At 60.7% G+C, this 25,058-nt stretch carries 27 protein-coding genes; 19 read left to right on the top strand and 8 right to left on the bottom strand.

Annotation, left to right across the window (positions count from 1 at the left end):
- Nucleotides 1-7 precede the first annotated feature (7 nt).
- The 3 genes from ssuD (at nucleotide 8) to FGA82_RS13340 (ending at nucleotide 3,564) form a co-directional block, all read left to right on the top strand.
- Nucleotides 8-1,153, top strand: a complete 1,146-nt coding sequence (gene ssuD / locus FGA82_RS13350) for an FMNH2-dependent alkanesulfonate monooxygenase (RefSeq protein WP_141127428.1) — start codon at nucleotides 8-10, stop codon at nucleotides 1,151-1,153.
- 83 nt (nucleotides 1,154-1,236) lie between these two features.
- Entirely contained in the window at nucleotides 1,237-2,424 is a 1,188-nt protein-coding gene (locus tag FGA82_RS13345) for an acyl-CoA dehydrogenase family protein (protein ID WP_141127427.1), read from the top strand.
- A gap of 36 nt (nucleotides 2,425-2,460) precedes the next feature.
- On the top strand, nucleotides 2,461-3,564 hold the full coding sequence (locus FGA82_RS13340; protein ID WP_141127426.1) for a sigma-54 interaction domain-containing protein: 1,104 nt from the start codon (nucleotides 2,461-2,463) through the stop codon (nucleotides 3,562-3,564).
- On the opposite strand, the gene FGA82_RS13335 is transcribed toward FGA82_RS13340, so the two are convergent.
- Nucleotides 3,561-3,914: an antibiotic biosynthesis monooxygenase gene (locus tag FGA82_RS13335; protein ID WP_141127425.1), complete on the bottom strand. Its 354-nt coding sequence runs from the start codon at nucleotides 3,912-3,914 to the stop codon at nucleotides 3,561-3,563. The genes FGA82_RS13340 and FGA82_RS13335 overlap by 4 nt on opposite strands.
- Before the next feature lie 93 nt (nucleotides 3,915-4,007).
- Between FGA82_RS13335 and soxR the strand changes: the two genes are divergently transcribed.
- The 4 genes from soxR (at nucleotide 4,008) to ttdR (ending at nucleotide 7,122) form a co-directional block, all read left to right on the top strand.
- Nucleotides 4,008-4,460 carry a redox-sensitive transcriptional activator SoxR gene (gene soxR, locus FGA82_RS13330; protein WP_141127424.1) on the top strand — a complete coding sequence of 151 codons (453 nt, stop codon included), beginning with the start codon at nucleotides 4,008-4,010 and terminating at the stop codon, nucleotides 4,458-4,460.
- 103 nt (nucleotides 4,461-4,563) lie between these two features.
- On the top strand, nucleotides 4,564-5,022 hold the full coding sequence (locus tag FGA82_RS13325) for a VOC family protein (RefSeq protein ID WP_141127423.1): 459 nt from the start codon (nucleotides 4,564-4,566) through the stop codon (nucleotides 5,020-5,022).
- Nucleotides 5,023-5,271: 249 nt separating this feature from the next.
- A complete protein-coding gene (locus tag FGA82_RS13320; RefSeq protein ID WP_141127422.1) occupies nucleotides 5,272-6,147 on the top strand; it encodes an alpha/beta fold hydrolase in 876 nt (291 codons plus the stop codon).
- A 24-nt stretch (nucleotides 6,148-6,171) separates the two neighbouring features.
- Nucleotides 6,172-7,122: an L-tartrate utilization transcriptional activator TtdR gene (ttdR, locus tag FGA82_RS13315; protein ID WP_141127421.1), complete on the top strand. Its 951-nt coding sequence runs from the start codon at nucleotides 6,172-6,174 to the stop codon at nucleotides 7,120-7,122.
- Nucleotides 7,123-7,248: 126 nt separating this feature from the next.
- On the opposite strand, the gene leuD is transcribed toward ttdR, so the two are convergent.
- Both leuD and leuC read right to left on the bottom strand, forming a co-directional pair.
- On the bottom strand, nucleotides 7,249-7,863 hold the full coding sequence (leuD, locus tag FGA82_RS13305; RefSeq protein WP_141127420.1) for a 3-isopropylmalate dehydratase small subunit: 615 nt from the start codon (nucleotides 7,861-7,863) through the stop codon (nucleotides 7,249-7,251).
- The gene (gene leuC / locus FGA82_RS13300) at nucleotides 7,860-9,278 is read right to left on the bottom strand and encodes a 3-isopropylmalate dehydratase large subunit (protein ID WP_141127419.1); all 1,419 of its coding nucleotides are present in this window, start codon (nucleotides 9,276-9,278) and stop codon (nucleotides 7,860-7,862) included. Before leuC ends, leuD begins: the two co-directional genes overlap by 4 nt.
- 409 nt (nucleotides 9,279-9,687) lie before the next feature.
- On the opposite strand from leuC, the gene FGA82_RS13295 reads away from it, so the two are divergent.
- From FGA82_RS13295 to FGA82_RS13260, 8 genes are read left to right on the top strand one after another with little or no spacing between them, the layout of a single operon-like run.
- Entirely contained in the window at nucleotides 9,688-10,887 is a 1,200-nt protein-coding gene (locus FGA82_RS13295) for a PepSY-associated TM helix domain-containing protein (RefSeq protein ID WP_141127418.1), read from the top strand.
- Nucleotides 10,884-11,426, top strand: coding sequence for a thiamine pyrophosphate-binding protein (locus FGA82_RS13290; protein ID WP_141127417.1), 543 nt, complete (start codon nucleotides 10,884-10,886; stop codon nucleotides 11,424-11,426). Before FGA82_RS13295 ends, FGA82_RS13290 begins: the two co-directional genes overlap by 4 nt.
- Nucleotides 11,423-11,764 carry a hypothetical protein gene (locus FGA82_RS13285; protein ID WP_141127416.1) on the top strand — a complete coding sequence of 114 codons (342 nt, stop codon included), beginning with the start codon at nucleotides 11,423-11,425 and terminating at the stop codon, nucleotides 11,762-11,764. Before FGA82_RS13290 ends, FGA82_RS13285 begins: the two co-directional genes overlap by 4 nt.
- Nucleotides 11,761-12,336, top strand: a complete 576-nt coding sequence (locus FGA82_RS13280; RefSeq protein ID WP_141127415.1) for a DUF6162 family protein — start codon at nucleotides 11,761-11,763, stop codon at nucleotides 12,334-12,336. The genes FGA82_RS13285 and FGA82_RS13280 overlap by 4 nt, the downstream gene beginning before the upstream one ends.
- 35 nt (nucleotides 12,337-12,371) lie before the next feature.
- Nucleotides 12,372-13,301: a metal ABC transporter substrate-binding protein gene (locus FGA82_RS13275; RefSeq protein WP_141127414.1), complete on the top strand. Its 930-nt coding sequence runs from the start codon at nucleotides 12,372-12,374 to the stop codon at nucleotides 13,299-13,301.
- On the top strand, nucleotides 13,298-14,161 hold the full coding sequence (locus FGA82_RS13270; RefSeq protein ID WP_141127413.1) for a metal ABC transporter ATP-binding protein: 864 nt from the start codon (nucleotides 13,298-13,300) through the stop codon (nucleotides 14,159-14,161). The genes FGA82_RS13275 and FGA82_RS13270 overlap by 4 nt, the downstream gene beginning before the upstream one ends.
- Nucleotides 14,161-15,060, top strand: coding sequence for a metal ABC transporter permease (locus FGA82_RS13265; RefSeq protein ID WP_007917717.1), 900 nt, complete (start codon nucleotides 14,161-14,163; stop codon nucleotides 15,058-15,060). Before FGA82_RS13270 ends, FGA82_RS13265 begins: the two co-directional genes overlap by 1 nt.
- Nucleotides 15,061-15,966: a metal ABC transporter substrate-binding protein gene (locus FGA82_RS13260; protein WP_141127412.1), complete on the top strand. Its 906-nt coding sequence runs from the start codon at nucleotides 15,061-15,063 to the stop codon at nucleotides 15,964-15,966.
- Between the two features lie 133 nt (nucleotides 15,967-16,099).
- On the opposite strand, the gene FGA82_RS13255 is transcribed toward FGA82_RS13260, so the two are convergent.
- From FGA82_RS13255 to FGA82_RS13235, 5 genes are all read right to left on the bottom strand, one after another.
- Nucleotides 16,100-16,324, bottom strand: coding sequence for an MbtH family protein (locus FGA82_RS13255; protein ID WP_003226665.1), 225 nt, complete (start codon nucleotides 16,322-16,324; stop codon nucleotides 16,100-16,102).
- Between the two features lie 83 nt (nucleotides 16,325-16,407).
- Nucleotides 16,408-17,820 (bottom strand): aspartate aminotransferase family protein, encoded by a 1,413-nt coding sequence (locus FGA82_RS13250; RefSeq protein WP_141127411.1) that lies wholly within the window; start codon nucleotides 17,818-17,820, stop codon nucleotides 16,408-16,410.
- Nucleotides 17,821-17,962: 142 nt separating this feature from the next.
- The gene (locus tag FGA82_RS13245; protein ID WP_141127410.1) at nucleotides 17,963-18,448 is read right to left on the bottom strand and encodes a GNAT family N-acetyltransferase; all 486 of its coding nucleotides are present in this window, start codon (nucleotides 18,446-18,448) and stop codon (nucleotides 17,963-17,965) included.
- A 208-nt stretch (nucleotides 18,449-18,656) separates the two neighbouring features.
- Nucleotides 18,657-19,979, bottom strand: coding sequence for an ATP-binding protein (locus tag FGA82_RS13240; protein ID WP_141127409.1), 1,323 nt, complete (start codon nucleotides 19,977-19,979; stop codon nucleotides 18,657-18,659).
- Nucleotides 19,979-20,659, bottom strand: a complete 681-nt coding sequence (locus tag FGA82_RS13235; RefSeq protein ID WP_007908710.1) for a response regulator — start codon at nucleotides 20,657-20,659, stop codon at nucleotides 19,979-19,981. Before FGA82_RS13235 ends, FGA82_RS13240 begins: the two co-directional genes overlap by 1 nt.
- Nucleotides 20,660-20,896: 237 nt before the next feature.
- Between FGA82_RS13235 and FGA82_RS13230 the strand changes: the two genes are divergently transcribed.
- The 4 genes from FGA82_RS13230 (at nucleotide 20,897) to dsbG (ending at nucleotide 25,048) form a co-directional block, all read left to right on the top strand.
- A complete protein-coding gene (locus tag FGA82_RS13230; protein WP_141127408.1) occupies nucleotides 20,897-21,589 on the top strand; it encodes a hypothetical protein in 693 nt (230 codons plus the stop codon).
- A gap of 98 nt (nucleotides 21,590-21,687) precedes the next feature.
- On the top strand, nucleotides 21,688-23,421 hold the full coding sequence (gene dsbD, locus FGA82_RS13225; RefSeq protein WP_141127407.1) for a protein-disulfide reductase DsbD: 1,734 nt from the start codon (nucleotides 21,688-21,690) through the stop codon (nucleotides 23,419-23,421).
- Nucleotides 23,421-24,302, top strand: coding sequence for a TlpA disulfide reductase family protein (locus FGA82_RS13220; protein WP_141127406.1), 882 nt, complete (start codon nucleotides 23,421-23,423; stop codon nucleotides 24,300-24,302). The genes dsbD and FGA82_RS13220 overlap by 1 nt, the downstream gene beginning before the upstream one ends.
- Nucleotides 24,278-25,048: a thiol:disulfide interchange protein DsbG gene (gene dsbG, locus FGA82_RS13215; protein ID WP_141127405.1), complete on the top strand. Its 771-nt coding sequence runs from the start codon at nucleotides 24,278-24,280 to the stop codon at nucleotides 25,046-25,048. The genes FGA82_RS13220 and dsbG overlap by 25 nt, the downstream gene beginning before the upstream one ends.
- Nucleotides 25,049-25,058: the final 10 nt, after the last annotated feature.

Raw genomic sequence — 25,058 nt, 5'->3', positions numbered from 1 at the left:
GCCGTTCATGGATGTTTTCTGGTTCCTGCCGACCCACGGTGATGGCCACTATCTGGGCACCACCCAAGGCGCGCGCCCGGTCACGCTCAACTATTTGAAACAAGTGGCGCAGGCCGCCGACAGCCTTGGTTACCACGGCGTGCTGATTCCCACCGGGCGCTCCTGCGAGGACTCGTGGGTGATCGCCTCGGCGCTGGTGCCGCTGACCGAACGCCTGCGGTATCTGGTGGCGATCCGACCGGGGATCATTTCGCCGACGGTCTCGGCGCGCATGGCGGCAACTCTGGATCGCTTATCCAACGGCCGCTTGTTGATCAACGTGGTGACCGGCGGCGATCCGGACGAAAACCGTGGCGACGGCAGTTTCCTCAGTCACGCCGAGCGCTATGAAGTTACCGATGAATTCCTGAGGATCTGGAGGCGCGTGTTGCAAGGCGAGGCGGTGGATTTCGACGGCAAGCATTTGAAGGTGCAGAACGCCAAAGCACTGTATCCGCCGGTGCAGAAACCCTATCCGCCGCTGTACTTCGGCGGTTCCTCCGATGCCGCGCATGATCTGGCCGCCGAACAGGTCGACGTCTATCTGACCTGGGGCGAGCCTCCGGCCGCCGTCGCGGAAAAACTCGCCGATGTACGCGAACGCGCGGCGCGGCATGGACGCAAGGTGAAGTTCGGCATCCGCTTGCATGTGATCGTGCGCGAGACCGCCGAAGAGGCCTGGAAAGCCGCAGACAAACTGATCGAACACATCAGCGACGAGACCATCGAGGCTGCACAGAAGTCCTTCTCGCGGTTCGACTCCGAGGGTCAGCGGCGCATGGCGGCATTGCACGATGGCCGTCGCGATAACCTCGAAATTGCCCCTAACCTGTGGGCCGGCGTCGGTCTGGTGCGCGGCGGTGCGGGTACGGCATTGGTCGGCGATCCGCAGCAAGTGGCGGCGCGGATCAAGGAATACGCGGACCTGGGCATCGAAAGCTTCATCTTCTCCGGTTATCCGCATCTGGAAGAGGCTTACCGCTTTGCAGAGCTGGTGTTCCCGCTGCTGCCCGAGCCTTACGCGAGTCTGGCCGGACGTGGCGTAACCAACCTGACCGGGCCGTTTGGCGAAATGATTGCCAATGATGTGTTGCCCACAAAAGCCTCGGCGTAAACCGGATCCCCTGTGTAGGAGCTACCGCAGGCTCGGGCCTGCGTCAGCTCCTACACAGGCTGAGTGAATTCAGGAGTGTTGGTGTGACCGCCAAACCGCAAAGTACTTTGTTATCCCCGTTGCAAACCGCCCGCCAACTGGCCGCCGAGTTTGCCCTGACTGCCGTCGAGCGTGACGAACGTGGTGGCACGCCGAAGGCCGAGCGTGATGCCCTGCGCGACAGTGGCCTGCTGGCTCTGAGCATTCCCACCCGCTACGGCGGCCTCGGCGCGAGCTGGAGCGAAACCCTGCAAGTCGTTCGCGAATTCGCCAAGGTCGACAGTTCGATCGCCCACGTGTTCGGCTTTCATCACTTGATGCTCGCCACCGTGCGTCTGTTTTCCCGGCCAGAACAATGGCAGCCGTGGTTCGAACAGACCGCGCGGCAGAACTGGTTCTGGGGCAACGCGCTGAACCCGCTCGACACCCGCACCGTGGTCAAGGATCTCGGTGGTTGGCGCGAGTTTTCCGGGAAGAAAAGCTTCTGTTCCGGCGCCAGCGACTCACAGATGTTGATCGCTTCGGCGGTCGATGAAAGCGCGGGCGGCAAGTTGCTGATCGCGGCGATTCCCAGCGGACGCAGTGGCATCACCCTGCACAACGACTGGAACAACATCGGCCAGCGTCAGACCGACAGCGGCAGCGCCACGTTTGAACGAGTACGCGTCGAAGAGTCGGAACTGCTCCTCGATCCAGGTCCGCTGAGTACGCCGTTCGCTTGTTTACGGCCATTGATCGCGCAACTGACTTTCACGCATATGTTTCTCGGGATTGCCGAAGGCGCTTTCGAAGAGGCCCGGCAATACACCCTTAGTGAAACCCGGCTTTGGCATAAATCCACGGCGCGCGATGTGCGTGAAGACCCGTACGTGCTCGCGCATTACGGCGAGTTCTGGGTGGCGCTGGAAGGCATTCGCCTGTTGGTCGAACGCGCAGCGGCGCTGCTCGATGAGGCCTGGGCCAAAGGCGCAAATCTCAGTGCCGAAGAGCGTGGTCGTGTCGCCACCGCGATTGCCACCGCCAAAGTCGCCGCCAGCCGTCAGGGCCTGGAGATTTGCAGCCGTTTGTTCGAAGTGACCGGAGCGCGCTCCACTCATGCCTCCCTGCGTCTCGACCGCCACTGGCGCAACCTGCGCACGCAAACCCTGCACGACCCGCTGGACTACAAACTCCATGAGTTGGGCGACTGGGCGCTGAATCAATCGCTGCCGGTGCCGACCTTCTATTCCTGACCTGCCTGCATTTGAACTAAAAAGAAGGACGAGTCCATGCAACTGCTGACCCTACCGCCCTCCCCCGCGCTCGCCACGTCGATCCGCGCCACCGCGCAGGTCTTCGAAGATCCGAAATCCCAGGCCCTGCTCGAGCATTTGCAACAGGTCGCGCCGAGTGAAGCGAGCGTGCTGATCATCGGCGAGACCGGTACTGGCAAAGAGCTGGTGGCGCGGCATATTCATAACCTCAGCAACCGCCGTCACCGGCCGTTTATCGCAGTCAATTGCGGGGCGTTTTCCGAATCGCTGGTGGAAGCGGAATTGTTCGGTCATGAAAAAGGCGCGTTCACCGGTGCGCTGAGCGCCAAGGCCGGATGGTTCGAGGAAGCGGACGGCGGCACCTTGTTTCTCGATGAGATCGGCGATCTGCCGATGGCGATTCAGGTGAAGTTGTTGCGGGTTTTGCAGGAGCGCGAAGTGGTGCGACTGGGCTCGCGTAAAAGTATCCCCATCGATGTAAGGGTGCTGGCAGCGACCAACGTGCAGCTGGAAAAAGCCATCAATGCCGGCCATTTCCGCGAGGATCTGTATTACCGCCTCAACGTGGTCAATCTGGAACTGAGCCCGCTGCGCGACCGTCCAGGCGACATACTGCCGCTCACGCGCCATTTCATTGAGGCTTACAGCCAACGTCTCGGTTACGGGCGTGTCAGCATCAGCCCCGGCGCTGAGCACAAACTGCGTGCTTACAGTTGGCCGGGCAATATTCGTGAGCTGGAAAACGTCATCCACCACACCCTGCTGATCTGCCGCAACGGTGTGATCGAGCGCGATGACTTGCGCCTGTCGAATCTGCGCATCGATCGCCCGGACGATCATCACAGCAGTGCCGATGATTCACCGGAGGCGTTGCTGGAACAGGCCTTCCAAAAACTGTTCGCGCAACAGGCCGGCGCGTTACACGAGAAAGTCGAAGACGCCTTGTTACGCGCGGCGTATCGCTTTTGCCATTACAACCAGGTGCACACCGCGGCATTGCTCGGTTTGAGCCGCAACGTCACGCGTACACGGCTGATCAAGATCGGTGAACTGGCGGTGAACAAGCGGCGACTCACGGAAAACCTGCAGGGCGAGCGCTTGATCCAGCTGTCGATCTAGCCGACCAGGTTGCAGTGCAGCGCATCGTCGTGACTGCGGGCGATGCTGCTCAGCACCTGGAACGAATTGAAGGTGACGGTTTTCGCCTGATGGGTGTGAATCAGTTGCCAGAAATCCTGCTCGCCACTCTCGAAGCTGCGAAATGCTGCCTCCCCCGCCTCGCGGGACTGCCATTGCAGAAAACTCAGCACACGCCGGCCGTCATCGCTGGCCTGCACACTGGCGCTGACGAAACCGTCGTAACGCTGAGCCAGACGCTCGGTCTGCAGCGATAGTGCAGTGACCAATGCGGGTTGCTGGCGTGGTTCAATTTCGAATTCGATCAACTGGGTGAAACTGCGGTTGTTCATGGAATGCCCCCACTCAACGTAAGACGAGCCTTGCGACTCGAAGACCTGCAGGGTAAAACCTCCAGTTAAGTCAAGGTCAAGAGCTGTCTTCAAATGATCAGCAAAGAAAATGTGCACAAACAGTTAACGGTTGGCGAAGTCGCGGCGCGCAGCGGCGTCGCAGTAACCGCCCTGCACTTTTATGAAGCCAAGGGGTTGATCAAGAGTCAGCGCAATGCCGGCAACCAACGACGTTATCCGCGCGAAGTGCTGCGTCGGGTGGCGTTGATCAAAGTCGCGCAGCGGCTGGGGATTCCATTGGCGGAAATTGGCGAAGCGCTGAAGATTCTTCCGGACGATCGTGCGCCTACCGCGGCGGACTGGAAATTCCTCTCGCAGCAATGGCGCCGGGAGCTGGATGAGCGAATCGAGCAATTGACGCTACTGCGCGATCGGCTCAATGGCTGCATTGGTTGCGGCTGCTTGTCGATGGAGGCCTGCCCGCTGCGCAATCAGGGGGATGTGCTGGGTGAACAGGGACCGGGGCCGCACTTTCCCAAAGACTGACGCTCGTCGGGCAAAAATTTGCACGGCGAGGACAGTTCTATAGTGAATCTTCCACAAATCCGGTGGAGCCACATCTCATAGAACAAAAATCAGGGAGAACGTCATGAGCGTCAAACCCATTCCCGAGGGGTATCACAGCATTACCCCGTATCTCGGCATCCACAAAGCCGCCGAGGCCATCGATTTCTATAAAAAAGCCTTCGGTGCCACCGAAGTCATGCGCCTGACCATGCCCGACGGCGGCATCGGCCACGCCGAACTGCGCATTGGTGACAGCGCGATCATGCTCGGTTCGCCGTGTGATCAGGGGCCGTTGAGCAGTCCTGATAAAGCCGTGTCAGTCGGTTTGCATCTGTATGTGACCGATGTCGACAAATCGTTCCAACGGGCGCTGGAGGCCGGCGCGACGGCGGTGGCCGAGGTCAAGGATCAGTTCTACGGGGATCGCAGCGGGACGTTGAAGGATCCGTATGGGCATCTGTGGTTTCTGGCCTCGCGCAAGGAGGATCTGACTGAAGAGCAGATCAAGCAGCGGGCGATGGAGATGTTCAGCCAAGGCTAGCTTCTTGGTTGTCTGGGCTGGCCCTTTCGCGAGCAAGCTCGCTCCCACAGGGTTTCGTTGGGTGGCATGGATAGTGGTCACACCGAAAATTCCTGTGGGAGCGAGCTTGCTCGCGAAGGGGCCGGCACAGGCAACACAAAACTCCACGAACACACTTCATGAACCGGCCCACCACGCTTTGCCCCTTGCCGCGAACGCCGGACGATTTCAGGATGCAGCCAACAAGAACCCTGAAAAAGGATCAGCCCGATGTTTGCCGGATTCCGCAAAGACCAGCGCCACGTCAACGGCGTCGACATCGCCTACCGCCTCGGCGGCAGCGGCCCGGGCCTGCTGCTGTTGCACGGGCACCCGCAGACCCACGTGATCTGGCACAAGATTGCCGAACAACTGGCCGAACACTTCACCGTGGTCGCCGCTGACCTGCGTGGTTACGGTGACAGCAGTCGCCCGGCGGCCGATGAGTTGCACGTTAATTACTCGAAACGCGAAATGGCCCGCGACAATGTCGAGTTGATGCAGTCGCTGGGCTTCGAGCAGTTTTCGATCCTCGCTCACGACCGTGGCGCGCGGGTCGCCCACCGCCTGGCGCTCGACCACCCCGACGCCGTGCAGCGCATGATGCTGCTCGACATCGCCCCGACCCTATCGATGTACGCGCAAACCAACGAAGCCTTCGCCCGCGCGTATTGGCACTGGTTCTTCCTGATCCGCCCGGCGCCACTGCCGGAAACCTTGCTCGAAGCCGATCCCGAAGCGTATTTGCGCAGCGTCATGGGCAGTCGCAGCGCCGGGCTCAAGCCATTTACCGATGCAGCCTTCGGCGAATACCTGCGCTGCCTGCAGCAACCGGGCAGCGCTCGCGGCATCTGCGAAGACTATCGCGCCAGCGCCGGCATTGATCTTGAACACGACCGCGCCGACATCGCTGCCGGGCGTCACCTGAGTCTGCCACTGCGCGTGTTGTGGGGCGCCGAAGGCACGGTCGGACGCTGCTTCGATCCGCTCAAGGAGTGGCAGCAAGTGGCGACCAACGTCAGCGGCCAGGCCTTGCCCGCCGGCCATTACATTGCCGAAGAAATCCCCGAACCGTTGCTCGCCGAAGCACTGGCCTTTTTGCGCTGAGTCGAGCCGTCGGATCTCGGTGCTATGCTGGCGGCTTCTGCCGCCAGTGTTCGTTTTGACATGTCCCAGAAGAAAGACACCGTGCCCCTGCCCGAAGACCTGCGTGTGCTGCTCACCGTGATCCGCAAGAATGGCTTTGCCGCCGCTGCGGATGAACTGGGCCTGTCGCCGGCCTATGTCAGCAAGCGCATCCAGATTCTTGAAACCACCCTTGGCACTCGCCTGCTGCACCGCACCAGCCGTCGCGTCTCGCTGACCGAGGACGGTGAACGGGTGCAGCGCTGGGCGTTGCGCATTCTCGATGATTTCCAGCAACTACACGACGAATTGTCCGACGCCCACGACAGCCCGCGTGGGCGTTTGCACATTTGTAGCAGCTTCGGTTTCGGTCGCAATCACGTGGCCCCGGCGGTGTCGTTGCTGGCCGAACGTTATCCAGAACTGGAGATTCGCCTCGACCTGTTTGACCGGGTGGTGGACATCATCAATGAAGGCTTCGATCTGGAGATCCGCGTTGGTGACGACATTCCCGGCCAGCACATCGGCCGATGTCTGGCCAGCAACCGGCGCGTGCTGTGCGCCGCCCCGGGTTATCTGCAACGTCGCGGCACGCCGCAGACGCTGGACGAACTGCAGCAGCACGATTGCCTGGTGATCAAGGAGCGCGACAACGCCTTCGGTATCTGGAATCTGGATCGTGATAGCGGACAAGAGAGCGTGCGCGTCAGCGGGCCGTTGTCGTCAAACAATGGCGAGATTGTTTTGCAGTGGGCACTGGACGGGCGCGGGGTGTTGTTGCGCTCGTTGTGGGATGTGAAGCCGCTGTTGGAGCAAGGACGCTTGGTGCAGGTGCTGGAGGATTACAGCCAGAGTGCCAATGTCTGGGCAGTGTACCCGACGCGCCTGGCGCATTCGGGGAAGTTGCGCGCGTGTGTGGAGTTTTTGCAGGCGCATTTCAAAAGCCTGTCGCTATAGCTCAAAACACCACAAAAACCATGTAGGAGTGAGCCTGCTCGCGATAGCGGTGTGTCAGATACAACAATTCTGACTGATCCACCGCTATCGCGAGCAGGCTCACTCCTACAAGGGGATTAGTGTGGGTCAGGAGAGCCAAGGGTTGTTGGCCAGATGTTCGCGTTCGAAGGTTTTGATCTGCTCGCGCCGTTGCAAGGTACTGCCGATAGCATCCAGACCGAGGATCAACGCAGTCTTGCGCAGGGTGTCGATCTGAAAGTCGATTACGCTGCCATCCGCCAGGCCAATCTGCTGCGTCTCTAAATCAATACTGATCCGCGCCGTTTCAGCCTGACCGACAAGCTGTCCGATGCGTTGCACCTGCGCTTCATCCAGGGTGATCAACAACACCCCGTTACGCTGGCAATTGTCGTAGAAGATCCCGGCGAAACTGCTGCCGATCAAGGCGCGAATACCCATTTGCTGCAAGCCCCAGACCGCGTGTTCGCGGCTGGAACCGCAGCCAAAATTCGGCCCGACCAGCAGAAAACTCGCGCCCTGCCACGCCGGTCTGTTCAACACGAAATCGGGGTTGGGGCTGCCATCGCGCAGAAACCTCAAATCGAAAAACAAGCCGCGATCGAGTCCCTGACGATCAATGCCTTTGAGGAACTGCTTGGGCATGATCACGTCAGTGTCGACATTGGCCGCCAATAACGGCGCGGCCTGACCGCTGACCAGAGTGAAAGGTTGCAGGCTCATGGGCGTACTCCAAAGTGGCGGATATCGGTGAGTCGACCGCTGATCGCAGCGGCGGCAACCATGGCCGGGCTCATCAGATGAGTGCGCGCGCCGGCGCCCTGACGACCTTCAAAGTTGCGGTTGGTGCTGGATGCGCAGCGGTCGCCGGGCGCGAGGACATCGTCGTTCATCGCTAGACACATCGAGCAGCCGGACTGGCGCCATTCGAATCCGGCGTCGATAAAGATCTGCGCCAGCCCCTCGGCCTCGGCCTGCGCGCGAACTTCGCTGGAGCCGGGGACAATCATCGCGCGCACATGCCCGGCCACCTGCTGACCGCGCACGACGCTGGCGGCATCCCGAAGATCTTCGATTCGCGCGTTGGTGCACGAACCGATAAAGGCGTGGCTGATAACGATGTCGCTGAGCGCCATGCCCGCTTCCAGGCCCATATAGTTGAGGGCGCGGCGCATGTCCTGGCGCAGGATCGGATCGCTGATTGCTTGCGGATCCGGCACCCGCGCACCGATCGCGGCAGCCTGATCGGGGCTGGTGCCCCAGGTGACCATCGGTTCCAGCACACTGGCATCAAGGTGAATCTCACGATCAAACAGCGCACCGGGATCACTGCGCAGTTCACGCCACTTCTTCACGCCTTGTTCCCACAGCGCCCCTTGCGGCGCGCGCGGCTTGCCCTTGAGATAGGCGAAGACCTTGTCATCCGGCGCCATGAATGCCCCGCGCGCGCCAGCCTCGACGGCCATGTTGCAGATGGTCATGCGCGCCTCAACGCTGAGGGCGTCGATGGTCGAGCCGCAGAACTCGATCGCGTAACCGCTGGCCCCGGACGCGCCGATGCGACCGATCAGCGCCATGATCACGTCTTTTGACGTCAAGCCCGGAGCCAGGTCGCCGTCGACGGTGACGCGCATACTTTTCAGGCGTTTGTAGACCAGCGTCTGCGAGGCCAGCAGGTGTTCGATCTCGGAGGTGCCGATGCCGAAACCGAAGGCGCCAAGTGCGCCATAGGTGGTGGTATGGCTGTCACCGGCGGCGATGACCATGCCGGGCAGAATGAAACCCTGCTCGGGCGCGATCACGTGTTCGATGCCCTGACGTTTGTCGAGGATGTCCAGCAACTCGATGCCAAAGTCCCGGCAGTTTTCCGCCAGATAGGATACTTGCCGGGCGCCGCCGGCATCGGGCATTGCCGCGATGCGCACAGGCGTGGTCGGGTTGACGTGATCGACCACCGCCAGCGCCGTGCCCGGCCGCCAGACCTCGCGCCCGGCGGCACGCAATCCGCTGAAGGCCTGCGGGCTGGTGTATTCGTTGATCACCTGACGATCGATATACAACAGGACATGGCCCTGATCGTCGAGGCGGCAGACCGTGTGCGAATCGATGTGTTTGTCGTAGAGGGTTCTGGCGGTCATCAAGGCGCTCACTCAGGGAAATCAGGTGATTCCCATCATAGGCAGCGCGGATCGGCCATCAATTGGCAGACAGTGATGGCGTGGATCATGAATCGTGTTTGATCCCATGCACGCAGCAAAACCCTGTAGGAGCTGTCGAGTGCAACGAGGCTGCGATCTTTTGATCTTGTTTTTAAAGATCAAGATCAAAAGATCGCAGCGTGCCGCAGCTCCTACTGTGGGATCTCGTCACACCCTGCGAATTGGGAAACATTTGCTTTCATATCGCCTTTCGGGATTTTCCGCGCTCATCCGTCCTATATAGATGCAGGCCGTTCGCGTAGGCAAAAGCCACGTCCGGTCTTTCGGGGTCCCCGTGCTGCGAAGCCCGTAGCCACGCGCCCTTTCACCGCTATCAAGACGCGCAATCATGTCGAAGAAATCCCGCTCCAAACTGTGGTTCCTCGTTCATAGCTGGCTGGCGTTACCGATCTGGTTCTTTGTCCTGATCGTCTGTGTCACCGGCACACTGGCGGTGGTCAGTCAGGAAATCGTCTGGCTGGCCAACCCGCAGATGCGCGCCAGCCAGCCTGCGGACGATGCGCCGCTGCTCAGCTATGACCAGATCATGGCGGCGATCAAAAAAGCCGAACCGCAGACCCTCGTTGAAAGCATCAGTCGCCCCGACGAATCACACTTCGCGCTCGACGTTGCGGTCAGCTATCCGGACGGCCGCTCACAGACGGTCTACGTCAATCCTTACACTGGGGTGATTCAGGGCCCCGCGCCAACCTTCGATTTCAAAGCCTTCACCCGCGCCCTGCACGGCTGGTGGCTGGTGCCGTTCACCAACGGATTCAGTTGGGGCTGGTATCTGGTGTCGTTCCTCGGCGTGCCGATGCTGGTCTCGCTGATCACCGGGCTGGTGGTCTACAAGCGCTTCTGGAAAGGTTTTCTGCGTCCGACCCTGCGCGTGCGTCATGGCGCACGAATCTTCTGGGGTGACTTCCATCGCTTGTGCGGTATCTGGTCGATCTGGTTCATTGCGGTGATTTCCATCACCGGGATCTGGTTTCTGATTCGGGCGATTCTGTTCGACAACCAGATCGCCATCTCCAGCGAGCCGATCATTCCGGCCATGTCCCGCGAAAGCGTGCCGATCTCTGCCGCCGGCACGCCACCGCCACGGATCAGCCTGGACCGTGCCGTCGAGCTCGCGCAAGAGAAGATTCCCGGGCTGGAAGCCAGTTTCGTCAGTCTGCCGGGCAATGCCTACAGCCACATGAGCGTCGGCGGTCGCGGCTGGTATCCGCTGATGTTCCAGACCGCCACGCTCAATCCGTACAACGGCGATATCGCCGCTTCGCGTCTGCTGTCCGATCGCTCGTCGCTGGAGTTCGTCACCGAGTCCATGCGGCCGCTGCACACCGGCGACTTCGGTGGCATCTGGATCAAGCTGATCTGGTTCTTCTTCGGTTTGATCCTGAGCCTGATGATTCTCAGTGGTTTGTTGATCTGGACCAAACGCACCGCCCTGGCCACCGCCAATGCGCTGAAGCGCGAAGACAGGAACAACCGCATCAAGGCACAACCGGCCATGAGCCGTGAAACCTCGGAGGCCAGCCTGTGAGCAAGTCCACCACCAAGGCACAGCCTTCTCGCCTCGCACACTTCTGGCACAAATGGCGCTTCCACATCAATGTCCTGCTGCTGTTGATCCCGCTTGGGTTCATGCCCAAGTACTTCGCCGACGCCTCGCTGTTTCGCGGTGACAGCGGCCTGGGCCAACATGAAATCGGCAATATTCAGGTCGGCCCATGGAGCCTGCGCCTGGCCGAATTGCGCAACGAAGCGCCGGTGCTCACCGGCCCGGCCGGTTACATGAAAGATTTCAGCGCCGCCCTGTGCGATGCCTGTGTCGAGCAGGTCAAGGCTACTTACCTGCGCATCGGCAAGCCACGCAGCCTGCGCGCCGCCGGTACGATTTTCTTCGGCACGCCTTACCGCATGGGCACGCAAATGCCGATCCCGGAGAAGACCAGACCCGACGCTGAACTGTGGATCACCATGGAAGGCTGGGACGGCAGCATGCATCAGGCTTCGATTCCCCTGAGTCAGGCCTCCCCCGCCACCTTCGCCTGGCTGAACAAACAAGGAGTCAAACCATGACTTGCTCGCAACGCCCTTTTCGCCTGCGGCTGAGCGCCGTGCTGCTGGTGCTCGGCGCCGGATTCAGTGCCAGCGCTCTGGCGCATAACCCGATGTGCGAATGCACAGCCATCGACGCCGAGCAGATCAAATGCACTGGCGGTTTCTCCGACGGCAGCGGCGCGCCGGGGGTGACCCTTGATGTGATTGGTTATGACGAAACCATTCTGGTGCCGGGCAAGCTCGGCGCAGATTCCACGCTGACCTTCAAGAAGCCTGGCGCCGAGTTTTACGTGCTGTTCGACGCAGGCCCGGGCCATGTGGTGGAAATCGACCAGGCGGACATTGAAACCCCATGAGTACGCCAACCACACAAGTCGTACGCCCGGCCGGTGCCGGTCATGAAACCCTCAATGTGCTGCTGTTGTGCCTGTTGATTCTGGCAGTCGCAGGTTCTGTGGTCGCGTGGCGCGGGGTTTCTCATGAGCCTGAGCCGGTTGCGTCCAATCAACTCGACGCGCGCCGCGACCTCAGTGCATCGGAACAAGGCATCTACACCGACCTGCGGGTGACCCTCGATGAAATCCGCTTGTTGCGCGAAGAACAGCAAGCCCTGCCGACACCGCAAAGTCTGGCCGACGACGGCTTTGCGCCGTTTGCCCAGGATGCGAGTTCGGTCAGCCGTGGCGGTCATGCCTGGCAGTTGCTGGCGAACAGCGCTTATTTCGGCCACAGCCAGAACCCGGCCGTCGCCGGTTCATTCGTCATGCTGCTGAGCAGCGATGACAAGGCTGCTCCGGACATCTGGCTCAACCGTGATGCCCGTCTGCCAGTGCCGACCGAATTGACCGACGCGGCGCTGTCCGCTGCCGGCTGGAAACAGATCGTCGCGCAATACGATGCCGGGGTTACCCGCGAACATCGCCATTGATTCCTCGCCCTCCTCCGAGAGAAGACCGCTTGCCCATGTCTATTTCATCGCCTCGCCGTCCGTTGTTACGTTTGTTTCTGGCAGGTCTTTGTGCCTGTCTGCTGAGCCCGCTGGTCAGCGCCGATCCGGCCAAACGCCTGCGCATCGGCATTACCCTGCACCCTTATTACAGCTATGTGGCGAACATCGTCGGCGACAAGGCCGAGGTGGTGCCGCTGATCCCCGCCGGCTTCAACCCGCACGCCTACGAACCACGGGCCGAGGACATCAAGCGCATCAGCGGGCTGGATGTAATCGTGCTCAACGGCGTTGGCCATGACGACTTCGCCGACCGCATGATCGCCGCCAGCGAAACGCCGAACATCAAAACCATCGAAGCCAACGAGAACGTGCCGCTGCTGGCTGCCACCGGCGTTGCCGCACGCGGCGCCGGCAAAGTGGTGAATCCGCACACGTTCCTGTCGATCAGCGCTTCCATCGCTCAGGTCAACAACATCGCCCGCGAACTGGGCAAACTTGATCCGGACAACGCCAAGACCTACACCCAGAACGCCCGCGCCTACGGCAAACGCCTGCGCCAGATGCGCGCCGACGCGCTGGCAAAACTGACCCAGGCACCGAACGCCGAACTGCGCGTGGCCACAGTGCACGCCGCTTACGACTATCTGCTGCGTGAGTTCGGCCTGGAAGTGACCGCCGTGGTTGAACCGGCGCACGGCATCGAGCCAAGCCCAAGCCAGTTGAAGAAGACCATCGACCAGCTGCGTGAACTGGACGTGAAAGTGATCTTCTCGGAGATGGATTTCCCCTCCACTTACGTCGAGACGATCCAGCGTGAGTCCGGGGTGAAGCTGTATCCGCTGTCGCACATTTCCTACGGCGAATACACCGCCGACAAATACGAAAAGGAAATGACCGGCAACCTTAACACCGTGGTGCGGGCGATTCAGGAGTCTGGCGCATGACTTCCAGAGAAACCCTCTCCCCCGAAAACACCGAGTCCCCTGTGGGAGCGAGCTTGCTCGCGAAGGCGTCGGGTCAGCCAACATCCTTATCGAATGACACACCGCATTCGCGAGCAAGTCGAATCGTCGCACCGTCGCTCCCAAAGGTCTGTGGGCCGACTCTGGATTTTGCGGAAGTCTCTCTGACCCTGGGTCGCACGACGATTCTCGACAAGGTTACCTTCCAGGTACAGCCCGGCAGCGTACACGCGCTGGTCGGTCCCAACGGTGGCGGCAAGAGTTCGCTGATCAAGACCCTGCTCGGGCAAATGCCCCATCAGGGCCAGCTCAGCCTGCAATGGCCCGGTGAACCTGGAACCATCGGTTATGTGCCGCAAGCGTTGGAGTTCGATCGCGGTTTGCCTTTGACCGTTGACGATTTCATGGCCGCGATGTGTCAGCGACGCCCGGCGTTTCTCGGTTTGAGCAAGCGTTACGCCGGCGCCATTGGCGATGCGCTGGAACGCGTCGGCATGCAGGACAAACGCAAGCGGCGCATGGGTGCGCTGTCCGGCGGGGAACGGCAGCGGGTGCTGCTCGCACAAGGTTTGATTCCGGCGCCGCAATTGCTGGTGCTGGATGAACCGATGTCGGCACTCGATGAAGCCGGGATTCAGGTGTTCGAGCGTCTGCTCAATGACTGGCGCGCGGCGGGCATCACCGTGCTGTGGATCGAGCACGATCTGGAAGCGGTCGGACGCCTGGCCGATCGGGTCACTGGCCTGAACCGTCGTGTACTGTTCGACGCCACGCCACAACAGGCGCTGACCCCGGAACGACTGCTGACGCTGTTCTCGACCCATCCACGGAGCGCTGCCTGATGAGTTACGAAGCCTTTCGTTTGATGGTGCAAGGCTGGGCCTCGTCCGGTTATCTGCCGGAAGCGCTGGCCTACGGTTTCGTGGTCAATGCGTTGCTTGCCGGGCTGCTGATCGGCCCGGTGCTCGGCGGCCTCGGCACACTGGTGGTGGTCAAGCGCTTCGCGTTTTTCTCCGAAGCGGTGGGCCACGCGGCGCTGACCGGTGTGGCCATCGGCATCCTGCTCGGCGAGCCCTACACCGGTCCCTACGGCAGCCTGTTCGGTTACTGCCTGCTGTTCGGCATCCTGCTCAATTACCTGCGCAACCGCACCGGTCTGGCGCCCGATACCTTGATCGGCGTGTTTCTGTCGGTGTCGCTGGCACTCGGCGCGAGCCTGCTGTTGATTCTGGCGGGCAAGATCAACGTGCACATTCTCGAAAACGTATTGTTCGGCTCAGTGCTGACGGTCAACGGTAACGATCTGGCGGTACTGGCCATTGTCGGCTCGCTGGTCATGGCGTTGGCCCTGCCGCTGTACAACCGCATCATGCTCGCCAGCTTCAATCCGCAACTGGCAGCGGTGCGTGGAGTGGCGGTGAAGACCCTGGATTATCTGTTCGTGATTCTGGTGACGCTGATCACCGTGGCGGCAGTGAAAGTCATCGGCGCGATTCTGGTCGGTGCACTGCTGGTGATTCCAGCGGCAGCGGCGCGGTTGCTCAGCCAGTCACTCAAAGGGTTCTTCTGGTGCTCGGTGCTGATCGCCACGGTCAGCACGTTGTGCGGGATTCTTGCGCCCATCGTGTTCGATCTGCCGATTCCATCCGGCGCCGCGATCATTCTGGTCGCCGGCATTGCCTTCGCCCTCGCCGCCATTGCGCGCGGGGTTGTCCCGAGTCTGAAAGGGAATCTTGGATAAATGACTTTTTCACTGCGAAAACTGACCTTGGCCATGACCCTGTGCGGTGTGGTCTGCTCGCCGTTGATGGCCGCCGACAAAGCTAAACCGCTGCAGGTACTGGCCTCGTTGCCCATCACCTTTGGCTTGGCAGAAGCGCTGCTCAAGGGCACTGATGTCAATCTCGAACGGGCGGCACCAGCAAACCTGCCGGGCAGTCGTCAGAGTGCCTACTTCACCGGGCGCGGCGCTCCGGCCCTGAGCAAACTGGCAACCGGTGCCGATGCCGTGATTGGTGTGCGCTCGCTGTGGCCGGATGATCAGTTGTACCCGATCGCCCGCCGCAGCAATATACGCATCGTCGAAGTTGATGCGGCCCGCCCTGTCGACGGCGCCCTGCCGGGCATTGCCGTGCAACCGGATCTGAAGGTCGACGGCTTGAACAGCCAGCCATGGCTGGCCAGCAACAACATGGGACGCATGGCGGACGTGATGGCTGCGGATCTGGTGCGCCTGGCACCTAGCGCAAAGCCTGCAATCGAGGCGAATCTGGCGACGTTGAAGCAGCGTCTGTTGAAGCTCAGCGCGGATAGCGAAGCGCGTCTGGCCAGTGCGGACAATCTGAGTGTGATGAGTTTGAGCGATCATTTCGGCTATTTGATCGGCAGCCTCAATCTGGAGCTGATCGGCGAGGATCCACGACCTGATACCGAGTGGACGGCTGAGGGTCTTAAAAAGCTGACGGCAACGCTCAAGGACAATGATGTCGCGGTGGTGCTGCATCATCGGCAGCCATCGGAGCCGGTGAAAGCGGCGATCGCCGAGTCGGGGAGTCGTCTGGTGGTGTTGAGTACGGATGCGGCGGATCCGGTGGCGGAGCTGGAAGGCAATGTTGATTTGCTGCTAAAGGGATTGAGCGGGGCGTAATTTCAGCCGGAACCGCGTTATCGTTCTTCGCTGGCAAGCCAGCGATGGGGCCCTGAAAGGCAACACAAATCCAAGGCAATAAAAAAACCCGCTGACTGTTTCCAGTCCAGCGGGTTTCTTTTTGCCCGGGCGCTTATTGCGCGGCGGCCTGCCCTTCCATCTTCTGGCGCAGGCTCAGCGGACGCATGTCAGTCCAGACTTCTTCGATGTAGGCCAGGCACTCTTTTTTCAGGCCGCTCTTGCCCACGGTGCGCCAGCCTTCCGGCACGGCTTTGTAGTCCGGCCAGATCGAGTATTGCTCTTCGTGGTTGACCACGACCTGAAAGAGGATGTCCTCGCGGTCGAATACTGACGTCATGCTGGTTCTCCATCGTTGTAAGGGTGGGCTGCACGAGGGGTGCAGCCGGGTATGTAGAAAGAACGTTCGGCGCGGCGAAAAATTTACAGCGACGCGGTGGCGGCGGCCAAAGCGCGACCAAAGATCTCCGCGACGCGGTCGATTTCGGCGGCAGTGATCACCAGCGGTGGGAGGAAACGCACCACCGCGCCATGCCGACCGCCCAGTTCCAGAATCAGCCCACGCTTGAGGCATTCGCGCTGTACCAGCGGCGCCAGTCGCGCAAACGCCGGCGGATGACCGAGCGCATCCAGCGGGCCGTTCGGCTCGACAAGCTCTACCCCGAGCATCAGCCCACGACCACGAATGTCGCCCAGTTGCGGGAAGTCGCGTTGCAGGAGTTGCAGGTGTTCGCTAAGGCGCTCGCCCATGGCAGCAGCGTGTTCGCAGACCTTGTGCTCAACCAGGTAACGCATCACCGCGGAGCCTGCCGCCATGGCCATCTGATTGCCACGGAACGTGCCGGCGTGCGCGCCCGGCTGCCAGGTGTCGAGCCAGTCGCGATAGACCACGACGGCCAACGGCAGGCTGCCGCCGATGGCTTTGGACAACACCACCACATCCGGGGTGATGCCAGCGTGTTCGAAAGCAAACATCTTGCCGGTGCGGGCGAAACCGCTCTGGATCTCGTCGACGATCAGCGCCACACCGGCCTTCTCGGTGATCCGCCGCAAGCCGCGCAGCCACTCGATGTCCGCCGGAATCACGCCGCCCTCGCCCTGCACCGCCTCGACGATTACCGCAGCGGGCAGTTGCACGCCGGCTTCCGGGTCGTTGAGCAGGTTTTCCAGGTAACTCAGGTTGGCCTTTACGCCCGCCGCGCCACCAAGGCCGAACGGGCAACGGTAGTCATACGGAAACGGCATGAACTGCACGCCACTGCTGAGCAGCGCGCCAAGCGGCTTTTTCGGCCCAAGGCTGCCCATCAGGCTCAACGCACCCTGGCTCATGCCGTGGTAACCACCGGAGAAAGACAGCACGGTGCTGCGCCCGGTCGCCGTGCGTACCAGCTTCAATGCCGCTTCCACGGCATCGGTCCCGGTCGGGCCGCAGAACTGGATTTTCGCTTCAGCCGCAAGGGCCGAAGGCAGCAAACCGAACAGATCCTGGACAAACTGATCCTTGACCGGCGTGGTCAGGTCGAGGGTGTGCAGCGGCAACTCATCGGCCAGCACCTGCTGGATCGCTTCGATCACCACCGGGTGATTATGCCCCAGCGCCAGCGTGCCGGCGCCAGCGAGGCAGTCGATGAAAGTGCGCCCTTCAACGTCTTCGACATACAGACCTTTGGCGCGCTTCAGTGCCAAAGGAATACGTCGTGGATAGCTGCGGGCGTTGGATTCCTGCCGGGCCTGACGGGCCAGCAATGGCGATTCGTTGAACTGGTACAGCGTTTCGGTCGGCGCCGAAGTAACCCGGGCCGACGACTCTTCGATAAGGCTGGTGGCGACTGACATCTCTCGACCCCTCAATTGGCTATGGATAGTGACCAAAACAGCACACCGGACAGGTGCGCATTCCGATCGCGGGGCGCACTTGCTGGTTTTCCTGTTCTGGAAACGCTTAAGGGGCCTGAGGATTTAGCCCGTGATCGAGTTGTCAGCCATGCGTTGCCAGCAACTTGTGCATGGGCAGGGTATGCAAGCCGTGGTATTCGAGGGACGACGCTGACTCGTGATAGCCCAGACGCCGATAAAATGCACGGCCGGTGCGCGTGCTGTTGAGATCAGCGTGAAAAACACCGCGAACCCGTAACCAGCCTTCCAGATCCCGCATCAGCGCCCGCCCGACGCCGCGACGAAATGACTCTGGCTGGACGTAACACAGCAAAATGTCGCCGCTGGCCCGAGCCATGCCGACACCGACCGGTTTGTCCGCCAACAACGCAATGCAGAGATAGAAGTGCGGATCGGCCAGTCGAGCAGTGATAAAATCGGCGGATTGCAGGCCGATCCATTGGCGGACGAGTGATGAATCGTTACGGTGATCGAGCGCACATCCGATGCGGATCGAACGTTCGATGATGCGGCTGATGATACCGGCGTCGGCCAGTGTGGCCGGTCGGATACAGATGGGTGCTTCCATGGCGCAGTTCCCTCAATCCATTGAGTCAAAGCTGCGCTGACCTTACCCCCACCCGGGCCGGATAGCGAACGCCGAGAAGTTACATTTAATGTGTCTGGCGCGATTTCCTGTAGGAGCTGCCGAAGGCTGCGATCTTTTGATCTTGATCTTGAAAAACAAAATCAAAAGATCGCAGCGTTCGGCAGCTCCTACACAGGCTCTACTGGAATCAGAAAGGTTGCAACGGCATGGTCAGTTCGACGCGCAGGCCATCCGGGCGGCTGTCGAAATGCAGGGCGCAGTCACAACGCTGGACGATCGCCTGGACAATCGCCAGGCCGAGACCACATCCGGTGCTCTGGCCGTTGCGCCAGAAGCGCTGGGTCAGATGTTGCAGGTCATCCGGCGCAATCCCCGGCCCATGGTCGCGCACGACAAAACGTACGCGGTTGCCAATGGTTTCCAGACTCAGCTCAACCGCACAGTCCTCGGGCGTATGGCGCAGGGCGTTGTCGAGCAGATTGCGCAGCGCGGCAATCGACAACACGGCCGGCATCTGTAGCGGTGCAGCAGAAAGCTCAGCCGGTAGTTGCAGTTTGATGCGCAGGCGCTCACCACCCGTGGCGTCCTGAATCGCCAGGCGTGCCACTTGCTCGGCACTGCATTGCGAGCCGTCATCGAACGACAGACTGCCCTCGACCCGCGCCAGCAACAGCAGTTGCTCAAGGGTACGATGCAAGCGATCGGCACCCTCCTCGGCTCGCGCCAGCGACTGATCGCGGGCGCTGCCATCGGTCATGCGCGCAACTTGCAGGTGCGTCTTGATCGCCGTCAGCGGACTGCGCAGTTCATGCGCCGCGTCACCGGTCAGGCGGCGTTCACGCTCGATGGTTTTGCCAATGCGCTGGAACAACTGGTTTTGCGTTTCGAGCAGCGGCTTCAGTTCACTGGGGAAGGTCTGGATCTGCAACGGCTCAAGCGAGTCGGCATTGCGCCGCATCAGCGCTTCACGCAGGCGATTGAGCGGCGCCAGCCCTTGGCCGATGCCCAGCCACAACAGGCACAGGCAGCCCAGCAACGCCACGCCTACCGGCACCGATGCCGCCAGCAGGATCGACATGTTCAGGGCTTCGCGCTCGATCTGCCGGTCGGCGGTGGTAATGCGCACATCGCCCCGGGCGAGGGTGAAACTGCGCCACGGCGCACCGTCGATCATCTGGTCATGGAAGCCCATCTTCTCGGCTTCCAGCGCCTGTTCGGGATTGTTGTGGCTGCGCGCAAGAATTTCCCCACGCAAGGAACTGACCTGACAGGCCATGCCACCGGGGATATTCAGTTGTTCGGCACTGAAATGCGTGCCCTCGCCTTTGCTCGGCAGTGTCGGCAACTGTTCCAGCAGCCCGGCAACCATGCGCGCCGACGCCACCAGACGCTGGTCGAGGGAAAACATCATCTGATTGCGCAGGTCACTGAGCATCCAGGCCGCCGCCAGCGCCCAGATCAGCGCAAACGCAGCGCCGAGGGTCAGACTCAGGCGCAGTCGCAGACTCATCACTTGCCTTGATCTCCACCGTCGGCCGGGCCGAGGCGATAGCCCAGACCGCGCACGGTTTCGACGATGCCCTTGCCCAGTTTGCTGCGCAGGTGATGGATGTGCACGTTCAGCGCGTTGCTTTCCAGCTCATCGTTGAAACCGTAAACACTGTCTTTCAACTGTTCGGTAGACAGCACCCGGCCACGATTGTGCAGCAGCGCCTGCAACAGCGATTGCTCACGGCGCGACAGGTCCACCGGTTGCCCGGCCAGGGTGGTTTCGCGACTGCTCGGATCGTACGTCAGCGCGCCGTGCTCGATCAGGTTGACACTACGTCCGGCGACTCGGCGCAACAAGGTTTGCAGGCGGGCGAACAGTTCCCGCAGATCGAAGGGTTTGAGCAGGTAATCGTCAGCCCCGGCCTGCAAACCGTCAACGCGGTCGGTGACCGAGTCGCGCGCGGTCAGAATCAGCACCGGAATTTCCAGGCCGCTCTGACGCAGTTGTTGCAGCAATTTGAGGCCATCTTCGTCTGGCAGGCCGAGATCGAGCACCATCACGTCGAATTCAGCCACCTTGAGCATCGCCCGCGCCTTCGACGCAGTGTTGACGTGCTCAACGGTCAAACCCTGAGCCGTGAGACCGGCAACGATGCCGCTGGCGATCAGCTCATCGTCTTCGCAAACCAGTACGTGCATGGGTGCTCCGTGGATAAAAAAGGCGAGTGAAGCAGGCGAGGATTAAGCGGCAATTATGGCTGTCACCGGCGCTTACGGAAAGCCGGGCAAAAACATCGAGGCGCCACCTGACGCAGGACTCACCCGGCGCTGAAACTTTCCCACTAATAAAGAAACAGTTTCTCCCTATGTAATAACCCTTCGATCATTTAGTTTTCGACTGGCAACCACCGACAACTTTAAAGGGACTTAATAAACATGCCTCAACTAAAAGACTTCGTCGCGATCGATTGGCGCTCCGGCCCCGACCGAATTTATTTCTTCTTCAAGGACAGTGACACCTATTCCCGATTCGATCTCGGTGACAATGGGGTATCCGCCAACTATCCCGCATCGGTCGGCGGTAGCTGGGACAGCTTTGACCCCTATGCCAAAGACTTGCGTTTCGGACTGACAACCACTTCATTCGGCTGGAACACCCCGTCCGATGAAGATATTGCCTGGTTGTTCTTCTATCAGGGAACAATACCCATGGTGTGTAAATACAACCAGGACAAGGACAAGGTCGATGCCTTCTATAAAGTTTCCGATTCGATCTGGAAGCCGATATTGCCCTACTTCGACAAGATCATCGCCGGCACCTGGTTCCAACTGACCGGTCACCCGTTTCTGTTCAGGTTCATCCTGAACGACGGACACTATCTATCGTTTAACTTCAAGGCAAAGACCTTGACTTACAAATCCTTCGGAGACAATCAACTTGGCGCGCTGAAACCGTACAAGGACCGCATTATCACGGCAGCGCAAAATGACCGGACTTTCGCCGACAGCTACTGGTACATCTTCCTGACCGACAACCAATACCTGACTTACAACATTCAGTCCGACCGCCTGGTCTCCGGCCCGCAAACCATCAATGACACGAACTGGCCCGGACTGCTGCGAGGCTGATTGGCCGAAGCCCGGAGGGCCTTGTAGGATACGGTTAATTATCGGTTAATCGCCGCCGCCCATTCTGCACCCCACTTGCACAGGGACAAGGCTCCTCCATGCGTCATTTTTTACTTTTGTTTGCTCTACTGATTTCCAGCCTGGCCCAGGCTGGAAACAATCCGTTTGAGACAAAACCGGAGTTTCTGCCGGTCGACCAGGCATTCGTGCTCACCTCGGAACGCCTGGAATCCGGTGAAACCCAGCTGTTCTGGCAAATCACCGACGGCTATTACCTGTATCAGAAACGCCTGAAATTCGATGGTTTGAGCGCCGAACAGCAGCCCGCACTGCCTGAAGGCGAATCCCACAGCGACGAGTTTTTCGGAGAGCAACCGGTCTATCGCCAAGGGCTGGAAGTGAAAATCCCGGCGGCAGCCACAGGGCAGATCAAGGTCAGCTATCAGGGCTGTGCCGATGCCGGCCTGTGCTATCCGCCGCAAACCCGGGTCATCGATCTGGGTGGTAAAGCGGCGGTTGCGGCAAGCACTGAAGCGCCGGATCAGGCTTTGGCCAGCAGCCTGCAACAACGGGCGCTGGGCTGGAGCCTGTTGGTTTTTTTCGGCCTCGGACTGTTGCTGGCATTCACGCCTTGCACATTGCCAATGCTGCCGATTCTCGCCGGCATGGTGGTCGGCAGTGGCGCCACCCCGCGTCGCGGTTTTGCGCTGGCCGGCAGTTATGTGATCTGCATGGCCCTGGTGTATGCGGCGATGGGCGTGATCGCCGCGCTGCTCGGCGCAAACCTGCAGGCGTGGTTGCAGAATCCGTGGCTGCTCGGCACGTTCGCCGCGATCTTTGTGGTGCTGGCCTTGCCGATGTTCGGTTTCTTTGAACTGCAATTGCCGGTAGCCCTGCGCGATCGTCTGGAACACGCCTCGCGCAGTCGCAGCGGTGGCAGTCTGATTGGCGCCGGGGTCCTCGGTGCCTTGTCCGGTCTGCTGGTCGGCCCGTGCATGACCGCGCCGCTGGCAGGTGCCTTGCTTTACATCGCGCAGAGCGGCAACGCGCTGCACGGTGGCTTGATCCTGTTCTCGCTGGGCATCGGCATCGGTGTGCCGTTGTTGTTGCTGGTGACCGTGGGCAATCGCTTCCTGCCCAAACCCGGTGCCTGGATGAACCTGCTCAAAGGTGTGTTCGGTTTCCTCTTCCTCGCCACGGCGCTGTTGATGTTGCGTCCTGTCCTGGATGCATCGTTGTGGTTGGGTCTGTGCGGTGCATTGCTGTTGATCGCCGCGTTCTGTGCCTGGAAACAGTCCGAAGGTTTTGGCCGAGTGGCCCAGTTGTTCGGCGCCAGTTCGCTGTTGCTCGGGTTGTGGGGCAGTTTGCTGGTGATTGGCGCGGCGGGCGGCAGCGATGATCCGTATCAGCCGTTGCAGGTCTACAGTGCCGGGCGCACCGGCGCGGCGGCGCCATCGGCGCATGACGCGTTCACCACGATCAAGGAGCCGGCGGCGCTGCAACGCGAACTCGACGCTGCCAAGGCTCAAGGCCAGTGGGTATTGCTCGATTACTACGCCGACTGGTGCGTGTCGTGCAAAGTCATGGAGAAACAGGTGTTCGGCAAGGACAAGGTCATGCAGGCGTTGAATGACGTACGTCTAATACGCCTCGATGTGACTGCCGACAACGCCGCCAGCCGTGAACTGCTCAGCCGCTACAAAGTGCCGGGGCCTCCGAGCTTTGTCTGGATCGGTAGTGATGGCGAAGAACGCCGCAGCCAGCGCATCACCGGCGAAGTCGATGCCGAGACGTTCCTGCAACGCTGGGCCACCACCCGGGACGCCAATTAATGCTGACTTTAACCCTCGGCACCTTTGCCATCGCACTTAACCACCTGCTGCTGATCAGTGCCCTGGCGCTGGCGACCTTTGTCGGCTGGCGGGTGGCCAAGCGTGGCGGCGATAACCCCGAGTCGGCATTGTTCAGCCTGTTTCTGTTGGGCATGCTCGCGGCGCGGGTGGCCTTTGTGCTGCTGTACTGGTCGCACTATCGCAACGACCCGTGGCAAATCATCGATTTGCGTGACGGTGGTTTCCTCGCCTGGCCGGGTGTAATTGTGTTGCTGCTGGCGGCGCTGTATCGCGGCTGGCGTCGTCCTGGGCTGCGTCGTCCACTGGGCTTTGGCGTGGCCAGCGGTGTGGCGTTCTGGCTGTTGGCGACGTTGTCGTTAAACATCTATGAACAAGGCACGCGACTGCCGGACATCTCCCTGCGCAACGCAGCCGGGGAAACCATCCAGCTCAGCGATTATCAGGGCGGCCCGCTGGTGATCAATCTGTGGGCAACCTGGTGCCCGCCGTGCCGGCGCGAGATGCCGGTGCTGGAAAGCGCTCAGCAACAACGCCCGGACCTGACTTTCCTGTTCGTCAATCAGGCAGAAAGCATGCAGAGCGTGGCGACGTTTCTTGAGACCCAGGGCCTGAGCCTTAACAACGTGCTGTTCGACCGTAGTGGGCGGCTGGGTCAGGCCGTCGGTTCGATGGCATTGCCGACTACGCTGTTCTATAGCCCCGACGGTCGGCTGCTGAGCAGTCACCTGGGCGAGTTATCCAACGCCAGCCTGGCGCGCGCCCTGGAAAATTTTGCCACCCCGACCCCGAATTCGAACCCGGCCACTGCACCGGCCACCTCTGCAAGGAAACTGCCATGCCCCGCCTCCGCCACCTGCTGACGCTGACTCTGGGCACCGCCCTGCTGCACTTGCCGTCGGTGCAGGCCGCTGAAGAATTGCCTGCGGCGATCAAACAGATCGAAGCCAAAGGCGCGAAAATCGTCGGCCAGTTCGATGCGCCCGATGGCCTGCGCGGCTATGCGGCGCAATATCAGAACCGTGGCATGGCGCTGTACCTGACTCCGGATGGCAAACACGTTTTACTGGGTAATCTGTACGACGCCGACGGCAAGGATCTGAGCAGCGAACCGTTACAAAAACTGGTCTACGCGCCGATGGCCAAGGAAGTCTGGGCCAAGTTCGAGGCGAGCAACTGGATTCAGGACGGCAACAAGGATGCACCGCGCACCGTGTACCTGTTCAGCGATCCGAACTGTCCTTACTGCAACATGTTCTGGGAACAGGCGCGGCCGTGGGTCAAGGCTGGCAAGGTGCAGTTGCGGCACATCATGGTCGGCATCATTCGCGAGGACAGCCCGGGTAAATCGGCGGCGCTGCTGGCGGCGAAAGATCCGGCCAAGGCCCTGGAAGATCATGAAAAGGCTGGCAAGGGCAGCTCGCTTAAAGCCTTGAAGGATATTCCGGTGGCCGTGCAGACCAAACTGGCGGCGAACATGCAGTTGATGGAAGACCTGGACTTACAGGCCACACCGGCGATTTTCTATATGGATGACAAGGGCGAGCTACAACAGCAGCAAGGTGCGCCTTCGCCGGACAAGTTGGCGAAAATTCTCGGGCCCAAGTAACCATTGTTGG

Origin of the sequence: Pseudomonas fluorescens, from assembly GCF_005938625.1 — a bacterium.
In the GTDB taxonomy this organism is placed as follows: Bacteria; Pseudomonadota; Gammaproteobacteria; order Pseudomonadales; family Pseudomonadaceae; genus Aquipseudomonas; species Aquipseudomonas fluorescens_BD.
This window is presented reverse-complemented; position numbering and strand designations above follow the sequence as displayed.

Coding starts and splice junctions, on each gene's coding strand:
- ssuD (WP_141127428.1), top strand. CDS start 8: ATGGATGTTTTCTGGTTCCTGCCGACCCACGGTGATGGCCACTATCTG.
- FGA82_RS13240 (WP_141127409.1), bottom strand. CDS start 19,979: ATGAGTCTGCGACTGCGCCTGAGTCTGACCCTCGGCGCTGCGTTTGCG.
- FGA82_RS13220 (WP_141127406.1), top strand. CDS start 23,421: ATGCTGACTTTAACCCTCGGCACCTTTGCCATCGCACTTAACCACCTG.
- FGA82_RS13270 (WP_141127413.1), top strand. CDS start 13,298: ATGACTTCCAGAGAAACCCTCTCCCCCGAAAACACCGAGTCCCCTGTG.
- FGA82_RS13280 (WP_141127415.1), top strand. CDS start 11,761: ATGAGTACGCCAACCACACAAGTCGTACGCCCGGCCGGTGCCGGTCAT.
- FGA82_RS13250 (WP_141127411.1), bottom strand. CDS start 17,820: ATGTCAGTCGCCACCAGCCTTATCGAAGAGTCGTCGGCCCGGGTTACT.
- FGA82_RS13340 (WP_141127426.1), top strand. CDS start 2,461: ATGCAACTGCTGACCCTACCGCCCTCCCCCGCGCTCGCCACGTCGATC.
- FGA82_RS13275 (WP_141127414.1), top strand. CDS start 12,372: ATGTCTATTTCATCGCCTCGCCGTCCGTTGTTACGTTTGTTTCTGGCA.
- FGA82_RS13325 (WP_141127423.1), top strand. CDS start 4,564: ATGAGCGTCAAACCCATTCCCGAGGGGTATCACAGCATTACCCCGTAT.
- dsbD (WP_141127407.1), top strand. CDS start 21,688: ATGCGTCATTTTTTACTTTTGTTTGCTCTACTGATTTCCAGCCTGGCC.
- FGA82_RS13230 (WP_141127408.1), top strand. CDS start 20,897: ATGCCTCAACTAAAAGACTTCGTCGCGATCGATTGGCGCTCCGGCCCC.
- leuC (WP_141127419.1), bottom strand. CDS start 9,278: ATGACCGCCAGAACCCTCTACGACAAACACATCGATTCGCACACGGTC.
- dsbG (WP_141127405.1), top strand. CDS start 24,278: ATGCCCCGCCTCCGCCACCTGCTGACGCTGACTCTGGGCACCGCCCTG.
- soxR (WP_141127424.1), top strand. CDS start 4,008: ATGATCAGCAAAGAAAATGTGCACAAACAGTTAACGGTTGGCGAAGTC.
- FGA82_RS13320 (WP_141127422.1), top strand. CDS start 5,272: ATGTTTGCCGGATTCCGCAAAGACCAGCGCCACGTCAACGGCGTCGAC.
- FGA82_RS13285 (WP_141127416.1), top strand. CDS start 11,423: ATGACTTGCTCGCAACGCCCTTTTCGCCTGCGGCTGAGCGCCGTGCTG.
- FGA82_RS13295 (WP_141127418.1), top strand. CDS start 9,688: ATGTCGAAGAAATCCCGCTCCAAACTGTGGTTCCTCGTTCATAGCTGG.
- FGA82_RS13260 (WP_141127412.1), top strand. CDS start 15,061: ATGACTTTTTCACTGCGAAAACTGACCTTGGCCATGACCCTGTGCGGT.
- FGA82_RS13265 (WP_007917717.1), top strand. CDS start 14,161: ATGAGTTACGAAGCCTTTCGTTTGATGGTGCAAGGCTGGGCCTCGTCC.
- FGA82_RS13235 (WP_007908710.1), bottom strand. CDS start 20,659: ATGCACGTACTGGTTTGCGAAGACGATGAGCTGATCGCCAGCGGCATC.
- FGA82_RS13245 (WP_141127410.1), bottom strand. CDS start 18,448: ATGGAAGCACCCATCTGTATCCGACCGGCCACACTGGCCGACGCCGGT.
- FGA82_RS13255 (WP_003226665.1), bottom strand. CDS start 16,324: ATGACGTCAGTATTCGACCGCGAGGACATCCTCTTTCAGGTCGTGGTC.
- FGA82_RS13335 (WP_141127425.1), bottom strand. CDS start 3,914: ATGAACAACCGCAGTTTCACCCAGTTGATCGAATTCGAAATTGAACCA.
- ttdR (WP_141127421.1), top strand. CDS start 6,172: ATGCTGGCGGCTTCTGCCGCCAGTGTTCGTTTTGACATGTCCCAGAAG.
- leuD (WP_141127420.1), bottom strand. CDS start 7,863: ATGAGCCTGCAACCTTTCACTCTGGTCAGCGGTCAGGCCGCGCCGTTA.